The sequence below is a fragment of the Vibrio sp. nBUS_14 genome (assembly GCF_051201655.1).
Classification (GTDB): Bacteria; Pseudomonadota; Gammaproteobacteria; order Enterobacterales; family Vibrionaceae; genus Vibrio.
On record NZ_CP179206.1, the window covers coordinates 1,388,303 to 1,409,442 of the forward strand.

Sequence of the window (21,140 nt, forward strand, 5' to 3'; positions counted from 1 at the left end):
CAGCCCTTTTGCTATTTTAAGCCTTTTGACCAGATGTTTATAAAACTGGTCTTTTAAACAAGCTTGAGATTAATGTTCTTTTGTCAGTCCCATTAGTGCTTGTTGTGTCTCTGTTATATTGGTTTGCGCTGCTTGTGGCGTAAGAATACCGATCTGTTTCTTTGCTTCTTCTTCAGTAATCCCTAGGTGACAGCACAGTAAATCGATAGCCATTTGAGTATTAGTACCTTCAACCATGATCCTTTCCTTTTGTTCCATGAACTAGCCAATACAGTAATTGACTGACACTCTAAACGGATCGCTGGTGGTTAACCATACGACTTAGGTCTAATGGACGATTGAGAAATGAACCACTCCCGTAATCAAATGTTGCAATTTAATGCTTAACCTTGTTTTCTTAATCTAAGACTATATGTATAAGTAAGTATAAGTCTTCAAGGTTGGAATAAATTGCTGTCTGCCTTGTCTATAACAATAAGTTTTATAAAAACAGCTTTTATGCGGAGATAAGTAATGAAGCGAGTAATGTTGTTCCTTGCAACCAACCTTGCGGTTGTATTGGTACTAAGTGTTGTTCTTAATATTGTATATGCAGTCACAGGTATGCAACCAGGAAGCCTCTCAGGCTTGTTGTTAATGGCTGCGGTGTTTGGTTTTGGCGGCTCATTCATTTCATTAATGATGTCAAAGAAAATGGCGCTACGCTCAGTAGGCGGCATGGTCATTGAAAGCCCCCGTAACGAAACAGAACATTGGTTGATGGAAACGGTAAGCCGTCAATCTCAACAGGTTGGTATTGGTATGCCAACAGTGGCGATCTACGACTCGCCAGACATCAACGCATTCGCGACGGGTGCTAAGCGTGACGATTCTTTGGTAGCGGTATCAACAGGTCTGCTACACAACATGACACGTGATGAAGCTGAAGCGGTATTAGCGCATGAAGTGAGCCACATCGCGAACGGCGATATGGTAACCATGACGTTAATGCAGGGTGTAGTGAACACGTTTGTTATCTTCCTATCTCGTTTCATCGCCAACATTGTTGCGTCGAATGACAACGAAGAAGAGGGCGGCAGCAACATGATGGTGTATTTCGGTGTGTCTATGGTACTGGAGTTGGTATTTGGTTTCTTAGCAAGCTTCATTACGATGTGGTACAGCCGTCATCGTGAATTCCATGCTGATGCAGGTGCAGCGCACCTAGTCGGTAAAGAGAAAATGATTGCAGCGCTTGAGCGTCTGAAGGTGAGCCATGAGCCACAACTAGAAGGTTCTATGATGGCGTTTGGTATCAACGGTAAGAAGTCTCTTACAGAGCTTCTAATGAGCCACCCACCACTAGATAAGCGTATTGCGTCTCTACGTAACATGTAATCGCTACGTATTATTCAGTCGCTAATCGACAAGATACATTTGAAAGGCTTCCTTCGGGAGGCCTTTTTTGATCTTGGCATCTAAGACAGTAAGTATTCGAGGGATAGGTGTCTGGTGATCGAGGGTTACTAGTGATGAAGCGTTGCGATATTTTTTGGTTGATATCGCACGGGCTGATATGTGTAGGGCAATAAGGAGGGAGCGTTTGGTGTTCATTTGATGACAGCTCGTACTCAATACACTTGGTTCCAATCAACAAAAAGGCTTCCACATGGGAAGCCTTAGTCTATTCTGTGATTCGAAATTCGAATCTTACAGCTTGTCGGTTAGCTCGATTGCTTGACCGATGTAGTTCGCTGGAGTCATCTCTTTCAGGCGAACTTTCTCGTCTTCAGGAATCTCTAGACCATCGATGAATGCACGCATGCCTTCGCCATCTACACGTTTACCACGAGTTAGCTCTTTTAGCTTCTCGTATGGCTTCTCGATGCCGTAACGACGCATTACTGTTTGTACTGGTTCAGCCAATACTTCCCAGTTCTTGTCTAGTTCAGCAAGTAGCGCAGCACGGTTAACTTCAAGCTTGCTAATACCTTTAAGAGTCGAAGTGTATGCAATGATAGCGTAGCCAACACCCACACCTAGGTTACGAAGAACTGTAGAATCAGTAAGGTCACGCTGCCAGCGAGAAACTGGAAGTTTTTGTGCTAGGTGGCTAAATACTGCGTTAGCTAGACCAAGGTTGCCTTCAGAGTTTTCGAAGTCAATTGGGTTAACTTTATGCGGCATAGTAGAAGAACCGATTTCGCCAGCAATAGTCTTCTGCTTGAAGTGACCAAGAGCGATGTAGCCCCAAACGTCACGGTCGAAGTCAAGAAGGATAGTGTTGAAACGAGCAACAGCATCGAATAGCTCAGCGATGTAATCGTGAGGTTCGATTTGAGTTGTGTACGGGTTCCAAGTTACGCCAATAGATTCAGTGATGAACTCTTCGCTGAACTGGTGCCATTCAACTTCTGGGTATGCAGAAAGGTGTGCGTTGTAGTTACCTACAGCACCGTTGATTTTCGCTAGGATCTCAACGTTTTCGATTTGCTTGTATTGACGTTCCATACGGTACGCAACGTTAGCCATCTCTTTACCCATCGTAGAAGGGGAAGCAGGCTGACCGTGTGTGCGAGACAGTAATGGAATATCACGGTACTCGTTCGCAAGTGCTTTGATAGCATCAATTACGTTACGGATTTCTGGAAGAATCACTGTATCACGAGCTTCTTTAAGCATAAGCGCGTGAGAGGTGTTGTTGATGTCTTCAGAAGTACATGCAAAGTGAATAAATTCGTTTACAGCGTGAAGTTCAGGGACGCCAGCAACTTTCTCTTTCAAGAAGTACTCAACCGCTTTAACGTCGTGGTTAGTCGTGCGCTCGATCTCTTTGATACGTAGAGCATCTTCTTCACTGAAGTTAGCAGCTAGTTCATCAAGAAACTGGTTAGCTTCTGCACTGAACGCTGGTACTTCTTTGATTGCATCTGTAGCTGCAAGCTTTTGTAACCAACGAACTTCAACGATAGAGCGGTACTTTAGTAGGCCAAACTCACTAAAGATGCTGCGTAATGCAACAGTCTTGCTTCCGTAACGGCCGTCTACTGGTGAAACAGCAGTCAATGCTGACAGTTCCATGGTGTTCTCCTGAATTGAGTTTTCTAAATTTTGAGAGGTTTATACCAGTAACAATCGCAATTGTCACGCACATGGCGCAATCGTTTGCGTGAGAGTTGTATTGGTACGAAAAACAAGCTCGCGACGAGGCGCGAGCTAATAAATCACATGCGAGCTAGCAGGATTTGAGCCTGCTCGATCATTTTTTTGCGACCGAAGATAAGGTGGCGACGTTTGCCGCCAACTTGCCGCCATAACACAGCGCTTCGAATTCCTGATAGCAGCAGAGCACGAACCTTATGCTGGCTCGATGTCTGTTGAAGTACTGCTGGCGTACCAGAAACCTGAATACGAGGGCCAATAGGGCTCACTACATCTAAGTAGATGCTCGCAAGGTTGCTGATCATTTGCTCGTCAAACAGATCGAAGTGCTCAGTTTGACGCTCTGCAGTTTGAATACGATCACCAAGCTGTGACATAGAGTCATTGCGAGCAGATAGTTTACGTTCAAGCGCCATCAAGCTGATGATGTAGCGAGTAATGTCGCTACCAGCAGGAGTACTGTCGATTCCTTTTACTAAGCATTCAAGGCCTAGTTTTAGGTTTGCCTCACGGCCAAATACACCCACAGTGTTCGCTGGGTTGGTATTTAAGATGGCATTGAGTGAAGCTTCGAAGGCATCTTTATCACAACGGCCGTCTTTCGCTACTTGTTGAACCAAAGCCACAGCTTGGCAAATTCCAGCGAAAGCAATAGTACGGTCATAAAGTGTATTAGCCACGTAGTAACTCCTAGTTGTTTTCTATCGTTTGTTGTTCGTTCGATTAGATTAGATGCGTTTTTCGATGATACCACCACCAAGACATACCTCATCTTGGTAGAACACAGCCGATTGGCCTGGCGTTACAGCGATTTGCGGCTCATCGAAGATAACCTTAATGTTATCATCGTCAATTGGAATGATTGTACAAGGAATATCGGTTTGACGGTAACGTGTTTTTACCGTGCATGTCATAACTTCAGTAATTGGTGTGCGATTAACCCAATGAAGCTGAGATGCGAACAAACCTTCTGATTTAAGAAGCGGGTGGTCTTTACCTTGAACCGCGATCAGAACGTTACGCTTAAGATCTTTTTCACCAACAAACCATGGTTCTTCGTTACCGCCGCCACCTTTAGTGCCGCCAATATGAAGACCTTTACGTTGACCCAAAGTATGGTACATCAAGCCTTGGTGCTGACCAATTACTTGACCGTCTGGCGTCTCGATATTACCCGGTTGAGCTGGTAAGTATTTGCCTAAGAACTCAGTGAACTTACGCTCACCGATAAAGCAGATACCGGTAGAGTCTTTTTTCTTCGCAGTGATCAAGTCTTGCTCTTCAGCAATACGGCGCACTTCAGGCTTCTCTAATTCACCAACAGGGAATAGGCTGCGTGCCACTTGATCTGAGCTTAACGTGTATAAGAAATAGCTTTGGTCTTTATTGCTGTCTAGGCCACGTAGCATTTCTGGTTTCACGCCAGCGTCTAGCTCTTCTTGAGTTGGGAAAGTACGACGAACGTAATGACCCATCGCAATGTAGTCTGCGTCTAATACTTCATCCGCAAACTCCAAGAATGCTTTGAATTTGATTTCTTTGTTACAAAGGATATCTGGGTTCGGTGTACGACCCGCTTTGTATTCTTCAAGAAAGTACTCGAATACATTATCCCAGTACTCTGCTGCAAAGTTGATAGTGTGAAGGTGGATACCTAACTTGTCACATACTGCTTGAGCATCAGCAAGGTCTTCAGCTGCCGTGCAGTATTCTTCGTTATCGTCTTCTTCCCAGTTTTTCATGAAAAGGCCTTCTACCTGATAGCCTTGTTGCTGAAGAAGATACGCCGATACTGACGAATCTACACCGCCGGACATACCGACAATTACTTTCTTTTCGCTGTTTCCAGAGCTGATATCTGACATGTCTAAACACCGTTACTATTACTTGGTCGCAGATTCTAACAGAAAGAGAAACACCGTGACAGATCCGAGACCGGAATCACAGTTTCATTTGCACAAATATTGCGCTGACTTCGTTAGAGAATCGCATGAACGCGAGGAGACTCGCTAGGATGTCAGATCTATATGTGGCATAGTCGCTCGAAATCCAAGACCTGAGATAAAAAATGTCTGAACAAAATGAGTTTATGCAAGAAGAACAGTTGATCGAGATTATCGAGAACCAACTTGAAGATGGCCAACCGGTGAAAGTGAAAGAGACGCTGATGCGTTTAATGATGACAGGAACTCCTCGTGAAGAGGCAATTGCTGCGATGGCATGTGCATTGGCAATTGAAGTATTTGACGTGATGAAAAACGGCGCTGAGTTTAATCAAAAACGTTACGCTGAGCATTTGGGCATGCTGCCTGATTTAAGCTTTATGGAAGGCGAATAAAAAAATAGCCTCGCAAACGTTTGCTATAGTTTGAGAGATTGCCGCGTTAAATATAGCGCGGTAGAATCCGCCACCTATTTCCCCTTGACTTAGACTGCCTTATGAAATTCCCTGGACAACGTAAATCAAAGCACTATTTTCCGGTTCACGCTCGTGACCCTTTAGTAAGCCAAGCTCAAACTAGCAAAAGAATGTCACGTACTCATATTATCGGTATTGACCAAACTTTGGTGGATATTGAAGCGAAAGTGAGTTCTGAGCTAATCGAAAAATACGGCCTAAGTAAGGGACACTCACTGGTTATCGGTGATGAAGCTGCTGAATCCTTATATCAAGAATTAAAAGAACAGTGCCTGATCACCAATGAATACGCTGGTGGCACGATCGGTAACACATTACACAATTACTCAGTATTGGCGGATGACCGTTCAACACTGTTAGGTGTAATGAGCCAAGATATTAAAATTGGTAGCTACGGTTACTGCTATTTATGTAATACATCAAGCAGAATGGATCTGAACCATTTACAAGGGGTAGATGGCGCAATCGGTCGCTGCTTTGCATTAATTACAGAAGATGGTGAACGTACTTTCGCAATTAGCGAAGGACAAATGAACCAATTAAAACCAGAAAGCATCCCTGAGATAATTTTCCAAAATGCTTCTGCTTTAGTATTAACGGCGTATTTAGTTCGTTGTAAACCAGGTGACCCTATGCCTGAAGCAACAATGAAAGCGATTGAATATGCGAAGAAATACGATGTGCCTGTTGTTTTAACACTTGGTACTAAATTCGTGATTCAAGATGATCCAGAGTTTTGGAAAGATTTCCTTCAACAGCACGTAACCGTTGTTGCAATGAATGAAGACGAAGCAGAAGCCTTAACAGGTGAAAGCGACCCTCTTGCTGCTTCAGACAAAGCATTAGAGTGGGTAGACTTAGTTCTGTGTACAGCAGGCCCTGTTGGCTTGTTTATGGCGGGTTACACTGAAGACGCTGTGAAGCGTGAAACGTCATTGCCGTTGTTACCAGGCTCGATTGCTGAATTTAACCGTTATGAATTTAGCCGTCCTGCCCATAAAGAGTTATGTGACAACCCAACGAAAATCTACTCGCATATCGCACCTTACATGGGCGGTCCAGAAAAGATCAAAAATACCAATGGTGCAGGGGATGCGGCGTTGTCGGCTTTATTACATGATATGGCAGCAAATAAATATCATAAAGAAAATGTGCCGAACTCTAGCAAGCATCAACATGCATTCTTAACGTATTCATCTTTCTCTCAAGTTTGTAAATACTCAAACCGTGCAAGTTATGAAGTGTTGGTTCAGCACTCTCCACGTTTGTCTCGCGGCCTTCCTGAAAGAGAAGACAGCCTAGAAGAAGCATACTGGGAAAGATAAGATATTTTTATCGTTTTCATTTATATTTCTAATAGTGAAATATAAAAAAGGCTCCGAAAGGAGCCTTTTTTTTTCTGAACATATTGAAGCCGTAAATAATACTTTAGTCGACTTTAATATTAATTCTATTGCTTAGCGTGTAATTGATTACTCACTAAGTAAACTAAATGTTTAGATAGCAAATTCTTCTAGAGATTTACCAGCATCTAGTTGTTCTTGGATAGCTGAAGGCGTACGACCTTGACCTGTCCAAGTTTTCTCATCGCCATTGCCATCTACATATTTGTATTTAGCTGGACGAGGAGCACGTTTAGCTTTTGCTGTTTTTGTTTTTGCTTCACCAGAAAGCGCAGCAATAAGATCAGCAACATCGATGCCGTCTTTTGCAATTTGTTCAGCAATAGCAGAAAGCTTAGCTTCTTGCTCAGCTTTAGCAGCTTGTTCTTCTGCTTCAGACTCTTGACGCTCTTGTACAACAATAGTTAGCTTGTCTAGCGCTTCTTCAAGTTGCTCAAGAGTTAATTCACGTGAGAATGCGCGAAGGCTACGGATATTCAATAAAGTTTTTGTTAATTCAGACATGATATTTTCCATCAAGGTAAACTAAATAATCCTCCTAATAATAAACAGAGCCTAGGAATAAAACAAATAGTATTTCTCGTATTGGTTATTTAAATATAAAAGTGAGATGAATAGTTGAAAAAGAAACGGCTCACTTTTGATGAATTTATAATAATTATTAAGAATCTCTTAAAAATCGATATGTGACTGGTAGAGTAATTGCTTTCTGTGGACTATTTTTGTATTGATTAGTTCATTAACAAAAAGCTATTTTTCTCGGAATGATATGTTGCATTGTTGCTCTTGATGAGTACAATTGCGGCTACCTGATGCGATACTTTGGTTAATTTGTTGATAAACTCTTGTTTACACGGTTAATAATATTATCGCACGTAGAGGTGCAATTATAAAAAGTAGTTTTCGTTGGGGTGATGCCAATGAACGGGAATGAAAGGTCTAATTGCCGAAGTAAATTGTATATCTAAGCAATTTGCTGGGGTTGTGCTCAATAGGTACAACACTGCCATAGTCTTAATTTTAAACTATGGAGCGCTACTGTAGGGTTGGGTGAAGTGTTCACTTCCCTTTCGCTTAGTTCAACATGAGCTTGATAAGACGTATCAAGTTTGTCTGCAGTAGATCTCTAGCCAAATAAAAAACTGGTTTTTGAAGATCATGAATTTAATAGATTTTGCAACATCGCCTTTATCGCTGCTTCCTCCTTTGGTAGCATTGAGTCTTGCTATTGTTACCCGTCGTGTATTGGTTTCTTTGGGTGTCGGCATCGTCATGGGTGCGATTCTACTTGCTGATTATTCAGTAGGTAACGCAGCTAGCTACGTGTTTACTAAAGCATCTGGTGTTTTCATCGAAGATGGTGGTATCAACACTTGGAACATGAGCATTATCGCATTCCTACTTATCCTTGGAATGATGACCGCTCTATTAACACTTTCTGGCGGTACTCGCGCATTCGCTGAATGGGCACAGTCTCGTGTGAAGAGCAAACGTGGTTCAAAACTACTTGCTGCCTTCTTAGGCGTATTCATCTTTGTTGATGATTACTTCAACAGCTTAGCGGTAGGTGCTATCTCTCGCCCTGTAACAGACCGCTTCTATGTATCTCGCGCTAAGCTTGCTTATATCCTAGATTCTACTGCTGCTCCTATGTGTGTGATCATGCCAGCTTCTAGCTGGGGTGCTTACATCATTACTATCATTGGTGGCATCTTAGTAACACACGGTGTGACAGAGTATTCTGCATTGGGTGCTTACGTTCGTCTTATCCCAATGAACTTTTACGCTGTATTTGCACTACTTATGGTATTTGCGGTAGCGTGGTTTGGTCTAGACGTTGGTAAAATGCGTGAGCATGAGATTGAAGCATCACAAGGCCGTGGCTTTGATGGTGACAACGATCAAAAGCAAGCTCATGACCTGAATGAAGAGCTAGACATTGAAGAGAGCGAAAACGGTTCTGTCTCTGATCTTGTTATGCCGATCGTATCGCTAATCGTAGCAACAGTTGTTGCAATGCTTTACACGGGTGGCCAAGCTCTGGCTGTTGACGGTCAAGCATTCAACCTGCTTGGTGCTTTCGAAAATACAGATGTAGGCAAGTCTCTTGTTTACGGTGGCATTCTAGGTCTGCTTGTTGCGCTAGCGACAGTATTCAAGCAAAAGCTACCAATGGCTGATATCGCAAGAACAATGTGGATCGGTGCAAGCTCAATGTTTGGCGCTATCCTTATCCTTGTGTTTGCATGGACAATCGGTTCTGTTATCGGTGATATGGGGACAGGTTCGTACCTATCATCTCTAGCGACTGGTAACATTGATTACCACTGGCTTCCAGTTATCTTGTTCCTTCTTGCTGGCCTAATGGCATTCTCGACAGGTACATCTTGGGGTACGTTCGGCATTATGCTTCCTATCGCAGGTGACATGGCTGCAGCTTCTGACATCGCGCTTATTCTACCTATGCTAAGTGCGGTTCTGGCTGGTTCAGTATTTGGTGACCACTGTTCTCCAATTTCTGACACCACGATTCTGTCTTCTACTGGTGCTCGTTGTAACCACATTGACCACGTATCAACTCAGCTTCCATACGCGTTGTCTGTAGCGTTCGTATCGTGCATTGGTTTCATCACGCTAGGTATGACGTCTTCAATTGGCATCGCATTTGGTGCGGCGTCTCTAACGTTTGTTGCAGTATGTTTTGCATTGGCTTACTTCTCTCGTTGCAAAATGGCAACGTGCAAAAGCTAAAAGTGAAAGCTAATCAGTAAAGTATCAGGGAGGCATTAGCCTCCCTTTTTTGTGCCTGTTAATTTAATTTTAAATTTCGTGAAAAAAGTTCGAATAAATGGTTGAAAAAGGATGTGACCTTAGTTAGTGTGGAGAGAAGACAGCAAACAACCTAAGAGCTTATAAGTATGCGTAAACTAGTAATGAACATTCATCACCATCATCACCCTATCTAGTCTTTCGGGGAGATTTACGTATACCGGGAGCAAGAATTCTCCCGGAGGTTAAGTCAAAGAATTTAGATTTAAACCCTCGGGACGACAAAGTCTTCCGGGGGTTTTTTAGTTTTAACGCTTTTAAATAATCAATAAATTCAAATATTTGCACAGGGATACAGCAATGCAGACACAACGCCTAAGAATCGCAATTCAAAAGAAAGGTCGCTTAAGTAAAGAGTGCCAAGATCTACTTAAAAAATGTGGTGTTAAATTTAACATTATGGGTGAGCGTTTAGTTGTTCATTCACTAAATATGCCAATCGACTTGTTACTAGTTCGTGACGATGACATCCCAGGTCTTATCATGGATGGTGTCGTTGACCTTGGTTTCATCGGTGAAAATGAACTGGAAGAAGTTCGCCTAGACCGTGTTGCTCTTAAAGAGCCTTCAGAGTTTCGCACACTGCGTCGCTTAGACTTCGGTGGTTGCCGCCTGTCTATCGCTATCAACAAAGACGAAGAATACAACGGCCCACAAGATCTAGCGGGCAAACGTATTGCGACCACTTACCCACAACTATTAAAAGCCTACATGGACGGGCAGGGTGTTGAATTCAGCACTTGTATGTTAACAGGCTCGGTTGAAGTGGCTCCTCGCGCAGGCTTAGCAGACGCTATCGCCGATTTAGTTTCTACAGGTGCGACGCTAGAAGCGAACGGCCTAAAAGAAGCAGAAGCTATCTTCCAATCTAAAGCAACACTGATTCAACGTGTTGGTGATTTCGACGCAGACAAAAATGCATTGATTGAAAAACTATTGACTCGTATGCAGGGTGTTCAACAAGCAAAAGAGTCGAAGTACATCATGCTTCACGCTCCAACTTCTCAGCTAGAGCAAATTAAAGCACTACTGCCTGGTGCTGAAGACCCAACGGTTCTTCCTCTATCAACAGACAAAGACAAAGTTGCCGTTCACTTAGTAAGTACAGAGAACTTGTTCTGGGAAACCATGGAACAATTGAAAGAGTTGGGTGCAAGCTCAATCCTAGTACTACCAATCGAAAAAATGATGGGGTAACTGCTATGAGAACCGTTGTTTGGCAATCATTAAGTGAATCACAGCAAGACTCAGTTTTAGAGCGCCCAGCGATTGCTGAAGGTGCGAATATCACAGCGACCGTGTCTGGTGTAATTGCAAAAGTAAGAAATGAAGGCGATGCAGCGCTCAAAGAACTGACCGAAAAATTTGATGGTGTAACACCTGAATCGATTCGAGTAACTTTCTGAAGAGATCGAAGAAGCCTGCGCGCGTTTGACACCAGAGATGAAGCAAGCGCTTGAGCAAGCTTATCGTAATATCGCTAAGTTCCACGAAGCTCAAAAACCTCAACCGATTAAGGTTGAAACTCAACCTGGTGTGATTTGTGAGCAAGTGACTCGCGCTATTAATACGGTGGGTTTGTACATCCCTGGGGGCAGCGCACCACTTCCATCAACGGTTCTTATGTTGGGTGTTCCTGCTCAGATTGCTGGTTGTCGTAAGGTTGTGCTTTGTTCGCCTCCGCCAATTGCTGATGAAATCTTGTATGTCGCTAAGCTTTGTAAAATCGATGAGGTTTACAATGTAGGCGGTGGTCAAGCGGTTGCAGCTATGGCTTACGGTACAGAGAGTGTTGCGAAGGTCGATAAAATCTTTGGCCCAGGTAACGCTTATGTGACCGAAGCTAAACGCCAGGTAAGTAACGACTTCCGCGGTGCAGCGATTGATATGCCTGCCGGCCCGTCTGAAGTGTTAGTGATTGCTGACGAAACCGCAGACGCGGACTTCATTGCGGCAGACCTACTAAGCCAAGCCGAGCACGGTCCTGATTCACAAGTGGTATTGGTAACACCATCTCCAATTGTGGCAGACAAAGTAACCGAAGCGGTGCAAAAGCAGCTGAAAGAACTGTCTCGCGCTACGATCGCTCAGCAAGCATTAGCTTCAAGCCTAATTATCATTGCAGAATCGATCACTCAAGCAATTGCGATTTCGAATTTCTACGGTCCTGAACACTTGATTGTTCAAACCAAGAACCCACGTGAACTGCTGCCATTGTTAGATAATGCAGGTTCAATCTTCCTTGGTGACTGGTCTCCAGAGTCTGCGGGTGATTATGCTTCCGGTACAAACCACGTATTACCGACTTACGGCTATACCAAAACCTATTCAAGCCTAGGTTTGGCTGATTTCTCTAAGCGTATGACAGTACAAGAGTTAACGGCTGATGGCTTAAAAGGCCTAGCGCCAACAGTAGTAACAATGGCGGAAGCCGAAGGTTTGGACGCGCACAAACGTGCGGTGACCATCCGAATTGAAAAGTTAAATAAAGCGAAATAAGGGCAGGGCATGGAAAAGTTAGCAAGAAAACAAGTTCAGGCTCTGACACCTTACTTGTCTGCAAGACGCATCGGTGGTAGCGGAGATGTATGGTTGAACGCCAACGAATCTCCGTTTGATAACGAGTACACCCTAAATCTAACTCGACTTAATCGCTACAGTGAGTGTCAGCCGAAAGAGCTGATCGATGCTTACGCTCAGTATGCAGGTGTTGCACCAGAGCAAACGTTGACTACTCGTGGTGCTGACGAAGGTATCGAACTTTTGATTCGCGCGTTCTGTGAGCCAAATGAAGATGCGATTCTTTACTGCCCACCGACCTACGGTATGTACGCTATCAGTGCAGAGACGATTGGTGTTGAGCGTAAGGTCGTGCCTTTGACGTCTGAATGGCAACTGGATCTTCCTGCTATTGAAGCTCAACTCGATAACGTAAAAGTAGTGTTTGTTTGTAGCCCAAACAACCCAACAGGTAACCTAGTTAACCGTAAAGACATCGTTAAACTGCTTGAGATGACTCAAAACAAAGCGATTGTTGTGATGGACGAAGCGTATATTGATTTCTGCCCTGAGGCATCAACGGTTGATTTGCTTGCTCAATATCCGAACCTCGCGATTCTGCGTACCTTGTCGAAAGCTTTTGCACTAGCAGGGCTGCGCTGTGGCTTTACGTTGGCAAACCAAGAACTGGTTGATGTACTGTTAAAAGTGATAGCGCCTTATCCAGTACCAGTTCCTGTTGCTGATATTGCTGTTCAAGCGCTTTCAGAACACGGCTTAGCAAGGGCGAAATTTCAGGTTCTTGATTTGAGTGCCAACCGAGCCTATTTACAAGCGGGTTTATTGGGTATGCCACGATTGACGGTATTCGATGGTTGGGGTAATTACCTACTGGTTAAATTTCCTAACGGCGATGAGTTATTCAAAGCGGCTTGGGAGACTGGCATCATCTTGCGTAATTCGCCAATTGAAGACTGTGTTCGTATTAGTATTGGTAACCGCGAAGAGTGCGAAAAGACACTTGGATTCATTCGCAACTTTTATAAGTAGCGAACGGCTTACCAGTAATAACATTTGTCAGTTTTGAGTTGATTGATAACCAGCTGGCAAATGAAACCGATATTTTGGGTTAGCGTTACATTTTAGCTAGGCCACCAGATTTAAAATTAAAAGGAAGTTCAAGTGAGTAAACAACAGAAAATACTTTTTATAGACCGTGATGGCACCTTAATTGTTGAGCCGCCAGTCGACTTTCAAGTAGACCGTTTAGACAAACTAAAATTCGAACCGTTAGTGATTCCTAGCTTGCTTGCACTACAAGATGCTGGCTACCGCTTAGTGATGGTCACTAATCAAGATGGTCTAGGTACTGATAGCTACCCACAAGAAGAGTTCGATGCTCCACACAATATGATGATGGAGTTCTTTGAATCTCAGGGCGTTAAGTTTGATGATGTTCTAATCTGCCCTCACTTTGATGAAGACAACTGTTCTTGCCGTAAACCAAAGCTAGGTATGGTTAAAGAATACCTTCAAGGCGGTAAAGTCGACTTCCAAAAGTCAGTCGTAATTGGCGACCGAATGACCGATCTTCAACTTGCTGAGAACATGGCAATTCGTGGTATCCAATATGGACCAGATGCGCAAACGGAAGGCACACTCAATTGGCCACAAATCGTTAAAGATCTAACGGTTAATGCTCGTGTAGCAGAAGTGGTTCGTACGACCAAAGAAACCGACATTAAGGTAGCCGTAAACCTTGATGAAACCGGTGGTAACAAGATCGATACTGGCATGGGTTTTTTCGATCACATGCTTGATCAAATCGCGACACACGGCGGTTTCCAATTGAACCTGACTGTGAAGGGCGATCTACACATTGATGATCACCACACAGTAGAAGACACGGCGCTTGCGCTAGGCCAAGCACTGAAAGATGCGCTAGGCGACAAACGTGGCATTGGCCGCTTTGGTTTCAGTCTGCCGATGGATGAGTGTTTAGCTCAGTGTGCGCTAGACCTTTCTGGTCGTCCATACTTGAAGTTTGATGCTAAGTTCAGCCGTGAGCAGGTGGGTGATCTTTCGACTGAGATGGTGGTTCACTTCTTCCGTTCTCTAACCGACACACTGGCTTGTACGTTACACCTTTCTTCTGCTGGTAATAATGATCACCACATCATTGAGAGCCTGTTTAAAGCGTTTGGTCGTACTCTTCGCCAAGCAATCAAAGTTGAAGGTAACGAGTTACCAAGCAGCAAAGGCGTCCTGTAAGGCTAGCGTTAGCAAGGAAAAAACAATGAAAGATCAAAAAGTCGTCATTATTGATACTGGTTGTGCCAACGTTTCTTCGGTGAAATTTGCCATTGAACGTTTGGGCTATGAGGTTGAAATTTCAAAAGAGCCAGAAGTGGTTCTTGCCGCCGACAAGCTATTTCTACCCGGTGTAGGCACGGCGAGTGAGGCAATGAAGAACTTGCAAGAGCGTGACCTTGTTTCTCTTGTACAACAAGTAGAGAAGCCTCTGCTGGGTATTTGTTTAGGTATGCAGCTGTTAGGCAAACTGTCTCAAGAGAAAGGTCAAAAGGCTGATGCGTTGGTTGAATGTTTAGGCTTGTGTGATGGTGAAGTTCGTTTACTTGAAACGGGCGATTTACCGCTACCACATATGGGTTGGAATACTGTTACTGCGACACCTAACCACCCGCTATTCAAAGAGATTGAAGAAGGCGAGTACTTCTACTTTGTGCACAGCTTCGCAATGCCAGTGGGTGACTACACAATCGCACAATGTGATTACGGCAACCCGTTCACAGCGGCGGTGCAAAGTGGCAACTATTATGGTGTTCAGTTCCACCCAGAGCGTTCGTCAAAAGCTGGCTCTAAGCTGATTCAGAACTTCTTGGAATTGTAATAAGGATTAGGCAGCCGCTAACGTTGCCAGATAAGGAATGTAAATGATTATTCCCGCATTAGATTTAATTGAAGGCCAAGTAGTTCGCTTATTCCAAGGGGATTACGGGCAAGTAACAGAATACAAAGTCGATCCAGCAGAGCAGTTCAATTTGTATCACCAAGCTGGCGCAGGTTGGCTTCACCTCGTTGACTTAACGGGTGCGAAAGACACAACCGCTCGTCAACTTGATCTCATCGCTAAGCTACTTGCTAGTACGCCTGCCAATATCCAAATTGGTGGCGGTGTTCGTAATGAGCAAGACGTAGTTGACCTACTTGAAGCAGGCGCGCAGCGCGTTGTTGTTGGTTCAACAGCGGTGAAACAACCTGAGCTTGTTAAAGGTTGGATGGAAAAGTACGGCGCTGAAAAAATCGTACTGGCTCTGGACATCAATATTGACGAAAACGGTACACGTAAAGTCGCGATTTCAGGTTGGCAAGAAGATTCAGGTGTGACGATTGAAGCTCTGATTGAAGACTACCTAACGGTTGGCCTGAAACACGTTCTGTGTACTGATATTTCACGTGATGGCACGTTAGAAGGATCAAACGTAGAGCTCTATGTTGATCTTTGTAAACAGTATCCGCAAGTACAATTCCAATCATCTGGCGGCATTGGTAGCTTAGCTGATATCGAAGCGCTTAAAGGTAGCGGCGTTTCTGGCGTGATTGTTGGTCGCGCACTGCTTGATGGAAAATTCACAGCAGAGGAGGCATTTGCATGTTGGTAAAGCGAGTAATCCCTTGTTTGGATGTCCGTGATGGACAGGTGGTTAAGGGCGTTCAGTTCCGTAACCACGAAATTATTGGCGACATCGTTCCGCTAGCACAACGCTATGCGGAAGAGGGCGCTGATGAATTAGTATTTTACGATATCACGGCCTCAAGCGATGGTCGTGTAGTCGATAAGAGCTGGGTGAGACGCGTAGCAGAAGTGATTGATATTCCTTTCTGTGTTGCTGGTGGTATTAAATCAGCAGAAGATGCCGCACGCATTCTTGAGTTTGGTGCGGATAAAGTATCCATCAACTCACCTGCATTGGCTAACCCACAACTGATCACTGACCTTGCAGATAAGTTCGGCGTGCAGTGCATTGTGGTTGGCATCGATTCATACTTCGATAAAGAGACGGGTAAATATCAGGTTTACCAATTCACTGGCGATGAAGCGCGTACTAAAGCAACTAAATGGGAAACCAAAGACTGGGTGCAGGAAGTACAAAAGCGTGGCGCTGGTGAGATTGTGTTAAATATGATGAACCAAGATGGCGTGCGTAACGGCTATGATATCGATCAGCTAAATATGGTACGTGAAGTCTGTAACGTGCCATTGATTGCCTCTGGTGGCGCTGGCGCGATGGAGCACTTTGCTGAAGCTTATAAAAAGACCAACGTGGACGGAGCACTTGCGGCTTCGGTATTCCACAAACAAGTCATCAATATTGGTGAACTTAAACAGTATTTAAAACAACAAGATGTAGAGGTGCGACTATGAGTTTTGAACCCGTAAGCTTATCAAAAACAGAAATAGGCGCATTATCAGAGCGTATCAATTGGGAAAAAGTGGGTGGCTTAGTGCCTGCTATTGTTCAAGATTACCAATCGAGCCAAGTGTTGATGATGGGATACATGAACCCAGCAGCACTCGAGAAAACAGGCGAGACTGGCCAAGTTACGTTTTTCTCTCGCACAAAAGAGCGTCTTTGGACGAAAGGTGAAACGTCGGGCAATGTATTGCAACTGCAAAACATTGCCTTGGATTGTGATAATGACACCTTGCTGGTCAAGGTTAATCCCATTGGCCCAACATGCCACACTGGTACTACAACGTGCTGGGATGGAGATAAACAACAAGAGTCTCAGATGGTGTGGCTTCATCAGCTTGAGCAGCTATTGGCTGCCCGTAAGGATGCCGATCCTGAATCTTCTTATACTGCCAGTCTGTATGCCCGTGGCACGAAGCGTATTTCGCAAAAAGTGGGCGAAGAAGGCGTTGAAGTCGCGCTTGCGGCGACGTCGGGCGATAAGGCGGAGCTAGTGTGTGAATCAGCAGATTTGATTTACCACCTAATGGTTCTACTACAAGACCAAGGCCTATCGATGAACGACGTCGTGAACAAATTAAAAGAGCGCCATAAGTAAGCCCTCTTTAGATTAATAAAACGACGCAAAAGACAAAAAAAGCCCCGTAAACAAACATGTTTACGGGGCTTTTTTAGTGTTCAATTCTTGAGTACATCTCTTCACCTTTAGGCCTCGTCATTCCGAGAAGCCTAAGCGACATTCTTAATCTGATTCCCTAGATGTACGAGCTACCCACAGCACTTTTTATATTTCTTACCACTGCCACAAATACATGGGTCATTGCGGCCGATCTTAAAGCTCTCAACGGTTTGATTTAAGCGAGGATCAATTTCTGGTTGTGTAGCTTCTTCTTGCTCGTCTTCTTGAGCGGGGAAGGTGCCATCGATATAAAACCAAAGACCATCTTCACGAACGAAACGCGAGCGCTCTTGCATGCAGTATTGTGCACCTTCTTCATTGATGTAAGCTTTAAACTCAACAAAGCCTTCGTTCTCGTGTGAACCTGTTGCTGTATCAATGACTTCTAGACCCGCCCAATCATTATCGATAGATTCTGCAATACCTTCTCTCTGTGATTCTGCATTACAGCTAGGATGATAAGTAGCAACCACATAATCAACCAAACCAAGTACATGTGCAGAATAACGTGAGCGCATCAATTGCTCGGGCGTTTCAACGGCACTGTGGTTAAGGTGCGCTAATTCGCAGCATTGTTGGTAAGTATTTTTGCTACCGCATGGGCATGAAGACATAGTCAAATCCTGTAAAAATGGCCTCTATTAAGAGGCCATAAATGAATGAGTGGAGTTTAACAAGAAATGATCGCTCGCCAAAGCTTAGTTTCTATTGGGGCAGTTGTGTGAAATGAACTATTTCAATGCCGGGGACAAGAGCTCTTGAGCCCAAGTCGTTGCTTCGTCATAAGCTTGTCCGAGTTCTACTTCGCTTAATTTGAGCAGTTTACGAATGCGTGTTGCTTCATCCCATCGAGCTTGTTCATAAGCGATAACCATCGCCAAGATCGCACCTAATACGCCTTTACGTTGTATTAGAGCTTGTTTTATCTCTTCCTCAATCGGTACTGAGTCAAGTACTTGTTTCAACGGTTGATCAAACAATGAATCGAGCAGGGAGAACATACCGGTCAAAAAGGCTTGTCCGGGTTCAACTTTCACATTCATCTTCTCGACTAACAGTTCACACTCACGTGCACGTAATATCGCTAAACCATAGAGTGAATCAGGCTTGTCTTCTTTTGCGGATGCAATCGCCACAAGTGAAACGAACTTGCGTAGCTTTTGTTCGCCAAGGAAGATAAGCGCTTGGCGAAATGAGCGGATGGTTGTTGCTGATCCGCCTGCGGAGTTCACATAGGCAAGTAACTTGTAAGACATCGTTACGTCTAATGTAATCAGACGTTCTACTTCACCGAAGTCGATAGGATCGTTAGCGATCTCTTTCAATAGCTGAACAATCGTCAAAAACGCAGGGTTGAGAGCGCGAGTTTGAATCATTTCCGGTTTACTAAAGAAATAGCCTTGGAAGTAAGTGAAGCCTGCTTGGTTTGCTTCTTGATATTCATCGTAAGTCTCGACTTTTTCAGCGAGGAACTTAATGTCCAACCCTTTGAGAGAGTTCATGAACATTGAAGCTTTCGCGATTGAGATCAAACGGATATCAAACTTAATTATTGAAACGTACGGTAAGAAGCGCTTCCACGCTTTGCTCGGTACAAAGTCATCCAATGCGATGGTATAACCCGCGTCGTAGATGGTTTTGATTGCTTCAAGTAATTCGTCGGTTGGTTCACAGTCTTCAAGAACCTCAACAACGAGGCTTTCTTTTGGAAACAGGGTAGGGACCAAGTTAATTAGGCTTGCATAAGGAAAGTTCACGAACCCCAGCTTATTACCCAACGTATTATAGTGAGTTGATAAAAAGTGATCGGAAAGCAAACGACTAGTAGCGAGCTCCGACTCTACTTCAGGGAAAGTGTTCTTAGGACCATCCCTGAATAGCAACTCGTAACCTATGGTTTTCTTGCCTGTGTCGAGTATTGGTTGACGCGCTACGTATGAATATTTCAACTTGGTACTGTGTTCGGTTTATTTCTGATAGAGAGATAATAGCTAATTCAGTGGAAATTACCACACACAATCTAAGAAACTCTGACCGATAATAATAATCAAAGTGAAAGTTTAAGACGGATGTTAAAAGCTATTGCTAAACTCTCGATTCTGTAGGTCAAAACTTTGCGGAGTGAACACCAGCACTGAACCTTGAGTATACCAATCACCCAATACGATACGTGTTTTAGTGCGATTGTTGGTATTAAAGGTGTGGATGTCAGGACGATGAGTATGGCCGTGGATCATCAGGTCGACGTTGTTTCGCTCCATCACATCTTCGACTTCTTGTTGTGTCACATCCATGATGTCGAGAGATTTCGTCTGCTTGTCATCTTTGATATCAGATTGAACCTTCGAGACAATTTTCTTCTTGATGAAAAATGGAATTCTGTTGAAGACCCATTGCAGCCATGGTTGATGCACTTTTTCGCGGAAGGCGAGATATTTTACATCTTCGGTACACAGGGTATCACCATGCAATACGACCGCTTTTTGTCCGTAGATATCGATAGTTGACAATTCATCTAGAAGTTGTACGCCTGTTTGTTTCGCAAATTTTTTTCCAACTAAAAAGTCGCGGTTACCTTGTGTGAAATAACAAGGTACGCCAGTGTTAACTAAGTCTATAAACGTTTGGCGAATTGAATTCGCGAACTCGCTTGTATCGTCGTCACCAATCCAGAATTCGAAAAGGTCACCTAATACGTAGAGCGCATCTGCTTCTACCGCCTCGTTCTTCATGAAAGTAAGGAAGCAGTCGGTGATGTCTGGTCGTGACGGAGCAAGGTGCAGATCTGATATAAAATATGTTTTCATAGGTCTAAAAAAAGGGAGCGATTCGCTCCCTATATCCTGATTTTATCGGCTCATCAATTATTAATACTAGGGCGTGTTGACCTTTCGCGGTTAAATTTCGTTCGAGGGCAACACGCCTTTAACCGAAAGCGAGTAATTAAGCTTCGATTGTAGTACCAGTGATGATCACTTCTTCTAGAGGTACATCTTGGTGCATACCCATAGAACCAGTGCTAACACCTTTGATCTTGTTTACGATGTCCATGCCTTCAACAACTTCTGCGAATACACAGTAGCCCCAACCGTCTAGGCTTTCGCTACGGAAGTTTAGGAAAGAGTTGTCGTTAACGTTGATGAAGAACTGAGAGCTCGCTGAATGCGGTTCCATAGTACGAGCCATTGCCAGTGTACCCACTTTGTTCGTAAGGCCGTTGTTTGCTTCGTTCTTGATCGTCGCGCGAGTTGTTTTTTCTTTAAGGCCAGAAGTCATGCCGCCGCCTTGAACCATGAAACCATCGATAACACGATGGAATAGCGTGTTGTCGTAAAAACCGTCACGGCAATACTGTAGGAAGTTTGCGCTTGTTTCTGGTGCTTTTTCTTCGTTAAGCTGAACTTTGATGTCACCAAAATTTGTGTGAAGGATGATCATGATTGTTACCTTACTGTCTTTTTAATATGAAGTTCGAATTCTAGCGCATGTTGGCGGACTTTCAAATCACCAAATCATTAACTTAACTCTGTTGTTTGAGGTAATACCAATCGTAGTAAATAACTGGTCATCCTAGCTTGTAAAAACACTTGATAACGTCGTTAGAAATTTTGAATGTAGAATAACTACTTATCGAAAATTTCTTCCTTGTTCTCAAGCATTTTTTCTACGCTATT

20 protein-coding genes, 1 pseudogene, 1 riboswitch and 1 other annotated feature are annotated in these 21,140 nt (G+C 43.8%); of the genes and pseudogenes, 12 read left to right on the forward strand and 9 right to left on the reverse strand.

Annotated elements, in window-relative coordinates; translation table 11 throughout:
* Positions 1–69 precede the first annotated feature (69 nt).
* A complete protein-coding gene (locus tag ACMAZD_RS06500; RefSeq protein WP_017057057.1) occupies positions 70–237 on the reverse strand; it encodes a hypothetical protein in 168 nt (55 codons plus the stop codon).
* Positions 238–513: 276 nt separating this feature from the next.
* On the opposite strand from ACMAZD_RS06500, the gene htpX reads away from it, so the two are divergent.
* Complete coding sequence (gene htpX / locus ACMAZD_RS06505; protein WP_102270769.1) at positions 514–1,377, forward strand: protease HtpX; 864 nt, start codon at positions 514–516, stop codon at positions 1,375–1,377.
* Positions 1,378–1,689: 312 nt separating this feature from the next.
* Here the strand turns inward: htpX and purB are convergent, their stop codons facing one another.
* The 3 genes from purB to mnmA form a co-directional block, all read right to left on the reverse strand.
* Positions 1,690–3,060 (reverse strand): adenylosuccinate lyase, encoded by a 1,371-nt coding sequence (gene purB / locus ACMAZD_RS06510; RefSeq protein ID WP_435248984.1) that lies wholly within the window; start codon positions 3,058–3,060, stop codon positions 1,690–1,692.
* A gap of 143 nt (positions 3,061–3,203) precedes the next feature.
* Complete coding sequence (gene hflD / locus ACMAZD_RS06515; protein ID WP_004734565.1) at positions 3,204–3,821, reverse strand: high frequency lysogenization protein HflD; 618 nt, start codon at positions 3,819–3,821, stop codon at positions 3,204–3,206.
* 48 nt (positions 3,822–3,869) lie between these two features.
* The gene (mnmA, locus tag ACMAZD_RS06520) at positions 3,870–5,006 is read right to left on the reverse strand and encodes a tRNA 2-thiouridine(34) synthase MnmA (RefSeq protein ID WP_435248985.1); all 1,137 of its coding nucleotides are present in this window, start codon (positions 5,004–5,006) and stop codon (positions 3,870–3,872) included.
* A 203-nt stretch (positions 5,007–5,209) separates the two neighbouring features.
* Between mnmA and ACMAZD_RS06525 the strand changes: the two genes are divergently transcribed.
* Complete coding sequence (locus tag ACMAZD_RS06525) at positions 5,210–5,479, forward strand: hypothetical protein (protein ID WP_004734567.1); 270 nt, start codon at positions 5,210–5,212, stop codon at positions 5,477–5,479.
* 101 nt (positions 5,480–5,580) lie between these two features.
* Positions 5,581–6,885, forward strand: a complete 1,305-nt coding sequence (locus ACMAZD_RS06530) for an inosine/guanosine kinase (RefSeq protein ID WP_435248986.1) — start codon at positions 5,581–5,583, stop codon at positions 6,883–6,885.
* 171 nt (positions 6,886–7,056) lie between these two features.
* Here the strand turns inward: ACMAZD_RS06530 and ACMAZD_RS06535 are convergent, their stop codons facing one another.
* Positions 7,057–7,467 (reverse strand): H-NS family histone-like protein, encoded by a 411-nt coding sequence (locus ACMAZD_RS06535; protein ID WP_017109924.1) that lies wholly within the window; start codon positions 7,465–7,467, stop codon positions 7,057–7,059.
* Positions 7,468–7,831: 364 nt separating this feature from the next.
* Positions 7,832–8,009, forward strand: a riboswitch (Lysine riboswitch).
* A 112-nt stretch (positions 8,010–8,121) separates the two neighbouring features.
* Between ACMAZD_RS06535 and ACMAZD_RS06540 the strand changes: the two genes are divergently transcribed.
* From ACMAZD_RS06540 to hisIE, 9 genes and pseudogenes are all read left to right on the forward strand, one after another.
* A complete protein-coding gene (locus ACMAZD_RS06540; protein ID WP_435248987.1) occupies positions 8,122–9,714 on the forward strand; it encodes a Na+/H+ antiporter NhaC family protein in 1,593 nt (530 codons plus the stop codon).
* A gap of 190 nt (positions 9,715–9,904) precedes the next feature.
* Positions 9,905–10,039 (forward strand) — a sequence feature (His leader region).
* Positions 10,040–10,092: 53 nt separating this feature from the next.
* A complete protein-coding gene (gene hisG / locus ACMAZD_RS06545) occupies positions 10,093–10,989 on the forward strand; it encodes an ATP phosphoribosyltransferase (RefSeq protein WP_435248988.1) in 897 nt (298 codons plus the stop codon).
* Positions 10,990–10,994: 5 nt separating this feature from the next.
* A pseudogene (hisD, locus tag ACMAZD_RS06550) lies at positions 10,995–12,291 on the forward strand (histidinol dehydrogenase).
* A 9-nt stretch (positions 12,292–12,300) separates the two neighbouring features.
* Positions 12,301–13,341, forward strand: coding sequence for a histidinol-phosphate transaminase (hisC, locus tag ACMAZD_RS06555; RefSeq protein ID WP_435248989.1), 1,041 nt, complete (start codon positions 12,301–12,303; stop codon positions 13,339–13,341).
* A 132-nt stretch (positions 13,342–13,473) separates the two neighbouring features.
* On the forward strand, positions 13,474–14,562 hold the full coding sequence (hisB, locus tag ACMAZD_RS06560) for a bifunctional histidinol-phosphatase/imidazoleglycerol-phosphate dehydratase HisB (protein WP_435248990.1): 1,089 nt from the start codon (positions 13,474–13,476) through the stop codon (positions 14,560–14,562).
* A 25-nt stretch (positions 14,563–14,587) separates the two neighbouring features.
* The gene (gene hisH / locus ACMAZD_RS06565; protein WP_435248991.1) at positions 14,588–15,202 is read left to right on the forward strand and encodes an imidazole glycerol phosphate synthase subunit HisH; all 615 of its coding nucleotides are present in this window, start codon (positions 14,588–14,590) and stop codon (positions 15,200–15,202) included.
* Positions 15,203–15,245: 43 nt separating this feature from the next.
* Positions 15,246–15,974, forward strand: coding sequence for a 1-(5-phosphoribosyl)-5-[(5-phosphoribosylamino)methylideneamino]imidazole-4-carboxamide isomerase (gene hisA / locus ACMAZD_RS06570; protein ID WP_435248992.1), 729 nt, complete (start codon positions 15,246–15,248; stop codon positions 15,972–15,974).
* The gene (gene hisF, locus ACMAZD_RS06575; RefSeq protein WP_435248993.1) at positions 15,965–16,738 is read left to right on the forward strand and encodes an imidazole glycerol phosphate synthase subunit HisF; all 774 of its coding nucleotides are present in this window, start codon (positions 15,965–15,967) and stop codon (positions 16,736–16,738) included. Before hisA ends, hisF begins: the two co-directional genes overlap by 10 nt.
* A complete protein-coding gene (hisIE, locus tag ACMAZD_RS06580) occupies positions 16,735–17,385 on the forward strand; it encodes a bifunctional phosphoribosyl-AMP cyclohydrolase/phosphoribosyl-ATP diphosphatase HisIE (RefSeq protein ID WP_435248994.1) in 651 nt (216 codons plus the stop codon). The genes hisF and hisIE overlap by 4 nt, the downstream gene beginning before the upstream one ends.
* Positions 17,386–17,555: 170 nt before the next feature.
* On the opposite strand, the gene ACMAZD_RS06585 is transcribed toward hisIE, so the two are convergent.
* The 4 genes from ACMAZD_RS06585 to ACMAZD_RS06600 all read right to left on the reverse strand — a co-directional run bounded on the left by ACMAZD_RS06585 (position 17,556) and on the right by ACMAZD_RS06600 (position 20,904).
* Complete coding sequence (locus tag ACMAZD_RS06585) at positions 17,556–18,080, reverse strand: YchJ family protein (protein WP_435248995.1); 525 nt, start codon at positions 18,078–18,080, stop codon at positions 17,556–17,558.
* Positions 18,081–18,197: 117 nt separating this feature from the next.
* A complete protein-coding gene (locus tag ACMAZD_RS06590; protein WP_435248996.1) occupies positions 18,198–19,415 on the reverse strand; it encodes an EAL and HDOD domain-containing protein in 1,218 nt (405 codons plus the stop codon).
* A 123-nt stretch (positions 19,416–19,538) separates the two neighbouring features.
* Complete coding sequence (gene lpxH / locus ACMAZD_RS06595) at positions 19,539–20,273, reverse strand: UDP-2,3-diacylglucosamine diphosphatase (RefSeq protein WP_435248997.1); 735 nt, start codon at positions 20,271–20,273, stop codon at positions 19,539–19,541.
* A gap of 136 nt (positions 20,274–20,409) precedes the next feature.
* Complete coding sequence (locus ACMAZD_RS06600) at positions 20,410–20,904, reverse strand: peptidylprolyl isomerase (RefSeq protein ID WP_435248998.1); 495 nt, start codon at positions 20,902–20,904, stop codon at positions 20,410–20,412.
* Positions 20,905–21,140: the final 236 nt, after the last annotated feature.

Coding starts and splice junctions, on each gene's coding strand:
- hisG (WP_435248988.1), top strand. CDS start 10,093: ATGCAGACACAACGCCTAAGAATCGCAATTCAAAAGAAAGGTCGCTTA.
- ACMAZD_RS06530 (WP_435248986.1), top strand. CDS start 5,581: ATGAAATTCCCTGGACAACGTAAATCAAAGCACTATTTTCCGGTTCAC.
- ACMAZD_RS06600 (WP_435248998.1), bottom strand. CDS start 20,904: ATGATCATCCTTCACACAAATTTTGGTGACATCAAAGTTCAGCTTAAC.
- purB (WP_435248984.1), bottom strand. CDS start 3,060: ATGGAACTGTCAGCATTGACTGCTGTTTCACCAGTAGACGGCCGTTAC.
- ACMAZD_RS06540 (WP_435248987.1), top strand. CDS start 8,122: ATGAATTTAATAGATTTTGCAACATCGCCTTTATCGCTGCTTCCTCCT.
- hisH (WP_435248991.1), top strand. CDS start 14,588: ATGAAAGATCAAAAAGTCGTCATTATTGATACTGGTTGTGCCAACGTT.
- ACMAZD_RS06525 (WP_004734567.1), top strand. CDS start 5,210: ATGTCTGAACAAAATGAGTTTATGCAAGAAGAACAGTTGATCGAGATT.
- lpxH (WP_435248997.1), bottom strand. CDS start 20,273: ATGAAAACATATTTTATATCAGATCTGCACCTTGCTCCGTCACGACCA.
- ACMAZD_RS06535 (WP_017109924.1), bottom strand. CDS start 7,467: ATGTCTGAATTAACAAAAACTTTATTGAATATCCGTAGCCTTCGCGCA.
- htpX (WP_102270769.1), top strand. CDS start 514: ATGAAGCGAGTAATGTTGTTCCTTGCAACCAACCTTGCGGTTGTATTG.
- hisC (WP_435248989.1), top strand. CDS start 12,301: ATGGAAAAGTTAGCAAGAAAACAAGTTCAGGCTCTGACACCTTACTTG.
- ACMAZD_RS06585 (WP_435248995.1), bottom strand. CDS start 18,080: ATGTCTTCATGCCCATGCGGTAGCAAAAATACTTACCAACAATGCTGC.
- hisF (WP_435248993.1), top strand. CDS start 15,965: ATGTTGGTAAAGCGAGTAATCCCTTGTTTGGATGTCCGTGATGGACAG.
- mnmA (WP_435248985.1), bottom strand. CDS start 5,006: ATGTCAGATATCAGCTCTGGAAACAGCGAAAAGAAAGTAATTGTCGGT.
- hisA (WP_435248992.1), top strand. CDS start 15,246: ATGATTATTCCCGCATTAGATTTAATTGAAGGCCAAGTAGTTCGCTTA.
- ACMAZD_RS06500 (WP_017057057.1), bottom strand. CDS start 237: ATGGTTGAAGGTACTAATACTCAAATGGCTATCGATTTACTGTGCTGT.
- hisIE (WP_435248994.1), top strand. CDS start 16,735: ATGAGTTTTGAACCCGTAAGCTTATCAAAAACAGAAATAGGCGCATTA.